The 6,027-nt window shown below is 55.0% G+C and carries 5 protein-coding genes; all 5 read left to right on the top strand.

Annotated elements, in window-relative coordinates:
• A partial coding sequence (locus RMSM_RS02470; RefSeq protein WP_144057315.1) for a DUF1214 domain-containing protein occupies window positions 1–908 on the top strand: 908 nt, incomplete at its 5' end.
• A 31-nt stretch (window positions 909–939) separates the two neighbouring features.
• The gene (locus RMSM_RS02465; RefSeq protein ID WP_081613979.1) at window positions 940–1,971 is read left to right on the top strand and encodes a DUF1214 domain-containing protein; all 1,032 of its coding nucleotides are present in this window, start codon (window positions 940–942) and stop codon (window positions 1,969–1,971) included.
• A gap of 88 nt (window positions 1,972–2,059) precedes the next feature.
• Complete coding sequence (locus tag RMSM_RS36310; protein WP_052031451.1) at window positions 2,060–2,587, top strand: transporter suffix domain-containing protein; 528 nt, start codon at window positions 2,060–2,062, stop codon at window positions 2,585–2,587.
• Window positions 2,584–4,857: a mechanosensitive ion channel family protein gene (locus RMSM_RS36305; RefSeq protein WP_008691050.1), complete on the top strand. Its 2,274-nt coding sequence runs from the start codon at window positions 2,584–2,586 to the stop codon at window positions 4,855–4,857. Before RMSM_RS36310 ends, RMSM_RS36305 begins: the two co-directional genes overlap by 4 nt.
• Before the next feature lie 685 nt (window positions 4,858–5,542).
• Window positions 5,543–6,010, top strand: coding sequence for a right-handed parallel beta-helix repeat-containing protein (locus RMSM_RS02450; protein ID WP_236621972.1), 468 nt, complete (start codon window positions 5,543–5,545; stop codon window positions 6,008–6,010).
• Window positions 6,011–6,027 lie beyond the last annotated feature (17 nt).

Genomic DNA, 6,027 nt, shown 5'->3' with positions numbered 1-6,027 from the left:
CCCCGGAAGAGGTGGAGCAGGCCATCCACCAAGTCAAAATCTACAGTCACGGCCAGGAGCCTTCACTGACTATTCTCAAGGTGGGTGACATGTTTGTTCCGTCCTATCAGCCGCGCGGCCTAGCCTATTGGGAAATGCTGCACCTGGCCATCAATCGCGAGGTGGTGCAGGAACGCGATCGGCTGTTCATGTACTGGTTGAAGAACCTGGGGATTGAAAAAGGAAAGCCTTTTAACCCAACGGAGCGACAGAAGGAAATTTTGATCGACGGTGCCAAAACCGGCGAGTTGATGGCCAAGACGCTGGTCTTCAACGAGCGGCTGGCAGGTGTCTTACGGCAAAACAACTGGCGGATGATCCTGGGCGGGGCACGTGGTGACGGCATCAAATTCACTCAGAGGACCAAATATTACGACATCTTTGATCCGCGTGCACGTTACACCTATGAGGCGATCACGACGTCACCTGCGATGACCGTTCCCAAACCGGGGAAAGCACAGGCCTACATCGGCAAGTTCGAGGACGAAAATGGTCAGCGTCTGCAAGGCGGCAACCACTATGTGATCCACATCCAGAAGGACGTGCCGGCGGAACTGTTCTGGTCGATCGTGATCTACGATGCGGACACCCGCTGTCTGATCGACAACCGTGCTGGAGCTGCTGGCGGTAAGGCCACGATGGGTAGCGCAACCGAGGGCCTGCGGAAAAACAACGATGGCTCGTATTCCATGCTGCTCGGTCCCGATCCGCCACCCAAGGGTTGGGAAGCGAACCACGTGCAGACCCTACCGGGCCGCGGCTGGTTCCCGTACATGCGTGCCTACGGCGCCAAGGCCGAATTCTTTAATGACGAGTACAAATTCCCAACTGTGAACCGCGTGGAGAATTTCGACAAATTCTTTAAATGATTATCGACTGACAAAACATTGAGGAACCGTGATGAGAAATTTAGCTACTTCTGCCGTCGCCTTCATTGTGAGTGTGGCCGTGCCGTTGACTTTCGTAGACATTTGTAATGCGCAAACCGACGAGACCATTGTCACCGCCGAAAATTTTCCACGGGTTGAGTCCGACCTTGCGATCAAGAAGGTCTATGACAAAGTTGGCCTTAGCAAGTTTGATCACAACCGACTTCCGACCCAGGTGGACAATCAGCCCATCATCCGGATGAACCGTGACACGCTCTATTCACGTGCCGTCCTGGATCTGAGTAAACCCGCCAAGATCACGATGCCGGATTCAGGGAATCGCTATATGTGTCTGCAGATTATCAACCAGGACCATTACACAAGGGTGTTCACGAAGCCAGGGACCTATGAAGTGACCCAGCAAGAGGTCGGCACACGTTATGCCTACGCATTTGTTCGCACCTTTATGGATGCATCCAGCGACAAGGACATCAAGGCCGCCAATGCGCTGCAGGATAGGATCGTGATCGAGGGTGGCGGCAAGGGACCGTTGGAAGTGCCGAACTGGGATCTGGGTACAGCCGCCAAGTTCCGCAGTGCTCTTCTCGTTCTGGCAAGCACTACCTCCGACACCTCGCGGTTCTTTGGCACGCCCGACCAGACTACGCCGATTCGCCATCTTATCGGTTCGGCTATGGGCTGGGCAGGCCAGCCGAGGGCGAACGCTGCTTACGATAACGTGACCCTGCCAAACAACGACGGAAAGACACGCTATAAAGTTACTGTCAAAGACGTCCCGGTCGATGCCTTCTGGTCAATCACTGTCTACGGTAGCGATGGCTTCCTGCCCAAAAATGCTCTTGGTGTCTACGCGTTCAACGACAAAACGGCGAAGCCCAATAAGGACGGCAGTCTAACGATCCATTTCGGCGGCTGCGACGACGGTCGCGTCAATTGCATTCCCATCAGCAACGGCTGGAACTACATCGTCCGCATGTACGAACCGCGTCAGGAAATCCTCGACGGAGAATGGACGTTCCCCGCGCCAACTGCGGTGAAATAGACAGCGGGTAACCTTTGGAGCCCACCCGTTCCTACTGAACCGTGAACGTCTTGTCTCACGCCCAACCAGTCATCCGGAACAAGAGGCAATGATGAGCAACAAACAGCCGCAGGCAGATTGGCGAGTCAAGGTTGGGTTCGCGATCTTCGTGGCAAGCATCGGGTGGCCGGTCTTAATACCGGTCCTGCCGCTCCTGGGGGTCTCGCCAACGGCAACCGCAACGTTTAGCGGAGTCATGCTTGTTGCTGCGGAATTTTTGTTGCTCGCGGGCGCGGCGATCGCTGGCAAGGAGGGATTTGCTTTCATCAAGGCCACGGTTTTCGGCTCCTTGAAGTCGTACGGACCGCCGAGTGAAGTGAGCCGCCGCCGCTATACGGTTGGACTGGTGTTGTTCGTGACGCCGTTGGTGTTCGCTTGGGCATCGCCTTACTTCGGACATCATCTGCCGGGATTTGAACAAGGTCAACTGGCCTATGCCATCGTAGGCGACGGGTTGTTATTAATCAGTCTGTTCGTACTTGGCGGTGGGTTTTGGGAGAAGTTGCGGTCACTTTTTCAATACAGTGCACACGTGGTCTTGCCGGACAAGCCCGCCGAAGCAGGCACATTGAAATGATTCTGAAACAAATGCTCGGCGTGCCCCGTTTTGCTATCCTCGTCTTGTCGTCGATCGGACTGTTCGCTGCAGTCGCGAGGACTCAAGAACAGACGGCACGGCACCCGCTGGAGCCTTCGGATACGTCCAGTCCGGCAGCGACACTGACCAGCCTGATCGACTCTTGCAGCGAACTACACGACTTGATCGGCGACGAAACGTTTTCCGTTGAGCGAGCCGACGAACTCCTGTCCACCACGCAGCGGATTCTCGACTGCCTGGACCTCAGTGAGCTGCCTAAGGAACTGCGGACCACGGCCGGGATGGAGTCGGCACTGTTCCTGAAAGAAGTTCTCGATCGGATCGAGTTGCCGATGGATGAAGACATACCGGGCGCGGCCGACTCGAAATCCAATGAGGGCGAACCGCTACTCCGCTGGCAGGTTCCCCATACGCGGATCGCCATTGCACGGATGGAATTGGGACCTTACCGAAACGCGTATCTGTTTACGCCGGGGACTTTGCGGCGTGCTGCCGAAGACTATCGAATGGTCAAGCGTCTCCCTTATCGGGCGGACGGACGTACCGTGTCGCCCGGAATCTACGATGCGTATATCGCGATCACGAAACAGAGGCCGACGCAATCAGCCGATACATCGAGCCCACGCGGTACACTGACGTTGTTCCTGGACTCCTGCAACGAACTGCACCAGTTAATACTCCAACACCGACACCTCGACCAAAGTGATCCGGCGTTCGACCAACTGGGGCAGCGGATCGTTTCGTGCCTCGACACAAGTCAGTTGCCGGAGTACTCGCGTGAGTACTTCGATGCGGAGGCGGCCGTTTGCCTGAAGGAAGTCTTGGACCGCACCGTGCTCCCACCCGCCGAGGAAATTCCTGGAATCGAATCTGTCGAGACCATGGATGGCGCCGAAACGCTTGCTCGTTGGCAGGTTCCCCGTACACAAATCGTGATTTCCAAGATGCAGGAAGGACCGCGTCGTGGTGAGTTTTTGTTCTCCGCCGAGACCGTTTCAAGTGCACCGGAATTTTACCAAAAGGCCATTTCGTTACCCTATCGACAGGACGAACGCGGTGTTTCGGAGGGTTTTTATCTGTGGTGGCTTTCCAGCCCGGGAAACCCCACGATGGCTGCGCTGGTGGACCGGTTACCCAATTGGTTTCAACGCCGCAGCTTCTCCATGGCCCTCTGGCAATGGATTGGCCTGCTGCCGGCAATTCCTCTCAGCCTGGCGCTAATGTTCTTCGCGTTTCGCTTGGGAACAACGCGGGGTGAACGCGTGCGTGAACACAACCTGCTGGGGTATTGGCTGAGCTTAGGATTTCCGCTGGTGGCAATCCTGATCCCAATCGGCTTTAAACACTATGCCTGGGAATACCTGACGCTCCGAGGAACCGCAATTTACGTTGTCAACTTCTGCGCCGATATGGTGTTCTTGCTGGCCGTGTTGGCGTTGATTGTCCGAGCAAGCAGCCGAGTTGCCGAATCGATCATTGCCCTACCACATATTTCTCCCACAGGGCTCGACGCCAATCTGATCCGCATCATTGGGCGTGTGCTAGGGATTGTCGCTGCGGTCATTGTCTTTCTCGAGGGCGGACGACACCTGGGCTTTCCCGTCACCACTCTGATCGCCAGTGCAGGCATCGGCGGTTTGGCGATCGCATTGTCTGCTCAAGGTTTGATCAAGGGGCTATTTGGGACGGTCACGATTTTGCTGGACAAACCGTATCGCGTGGGCGAACGTATCCAAGTCAATGGACACGATGGATATGTCGAGGAGATCGGACTGCGCAGCACAAAGATTCGTGCACTGACCAACCACATCATTTCGATTCCAAATGATCAGATGGCCGACGCCGAAATCGAGAACATTGGCAAGCGGCAGAACATCCGTCGTCGAAGCGAACTTTTTATTCCGATTGACACGCCACGCAAGCAAGTGGAGGCAGCCATCGAGTGCATCCGGAGGATTCTCGATAACCATGAAGGAATGGATCCGGATTTTCCACCCCGCGTCTTCTTTGCGGACTTCACCCCGAATGCCTTTCGGATTGAGATCGTCTATTGGTACACACCACCTGATTTTTGGAAATACATGGCCTTTAGTGAGAGGGTCAACCTAGAAATTTTCACCGCTTTTGAACAGCGTGATATTCAGTTTTCGCTACCCTTTCGTCACTCGTACTGGAAGCACGACGACCAGCAGGGGCCATTGGAAATCAAACTCAAGAAAACGTCCGAATCCGACCCAACCTCAACCTAACCGAGCACTTTCTTCTGTCCCTTTCTAACCGGGCGTTTCACACTCCAGCCGCCAAAATGCGATGCCCCTTTGCAGAGACCATCGCCGCGCCGAGCGTTTATGTGCTTCTTGACTTTCTATTTAGGGAGCTTGCATTATACTCTATAGACATCGTTCACCCCGGTTTTGTTCCGAAGAGCGAGTGTTAAGGAATCAGTTGCACTGGCAAATCGCATTCCATCAAGCGAGATAGATGAGAGTTGCACTCCATCACCTTTTGCATTCGAAGTTATCTCCCCATTATTCGAGGCTAGCCAATTGTTGCGACATCGATTACTGCAAGAAAATCAGTTTGCCATTGTCCGTAGCCTGATGATGGTTTGGATCCTTGTTGCGGGTACCGATGTGCTCGCGGGGGAAAGCGTTCGCAATCTAACGGAACTCCACGAACGATCCGGCAGCGATGGGGACGTCATTACGGTGCTAGGTTACTCTCGGCCTGGGGAGTCAAGGCGGTGGCACTTTCTTTTATGATCCTCAGCCACAGAATGTCCAGCCAAACGGGGGTACGGTCTTCGCCGCAAAAGGCAGTGGTGTATGGCGGCGGCTTTACTCGGGTCCGCTTCAAGCGAAGTGGTTTGGCGTGCTCGGTGAGAGTGATGATGTCGCCCGGACCCTCGATCGAGCGACAACGACAACCGCACGATTGCAAGCCGCGCTCGACGCCGCCGCCGGAGGCGTTTTATTGATCGGCGAAGGCGAATATCTGATTGCAAGCACGTTACGCATTCCCCCTAGCACTCGCGTCGAAGGCGCCGGGCCGATGGACGTTTGGTCGGACGTCAGGGGTGGGACCGTATTGGAAACTTTTGGTGTCGGCACCACTGATACTTGGCAAGATACGGGCAAACCGGAGTTGGATAACCTGAGTCCCCTGCTCGTTTTTGCTGGCAACAATGTTCGCCTGAGCAATATCGGGTTGAGAACGGGGGCTGATTCGTCTCGTTGGGACGTTGGCGTTTTGATGCCTAGTGTCAAAAGGTGCTCGCTCGAGCATGTTGCAATTCATGGTCCCTGGAAGGTTGCGGCATGCCTGTTGGACGCCACTTGGTCCCCGCGGAACAAGCGTATGGTTGCATTGCACGGTGGAAAAATTAACCGTCTCGATGAATGAGTGCACGATCTATCGGT

Source organism: Rhodopirellula maiorica SM1, from assembly GCF_000346295.1.
In the GTDB taxonomy this organism is placed as follows: Bacteria; Planctomycetota; Planctomycetia; order Pirellulales; family Pirellulaceae; genus Novipirellula; species Novipirellula maiorica.
Note: the sequence above shows the minus strand (reverse complement) of the source record. Positions and strands in the feature narration are given on the sequence as shown.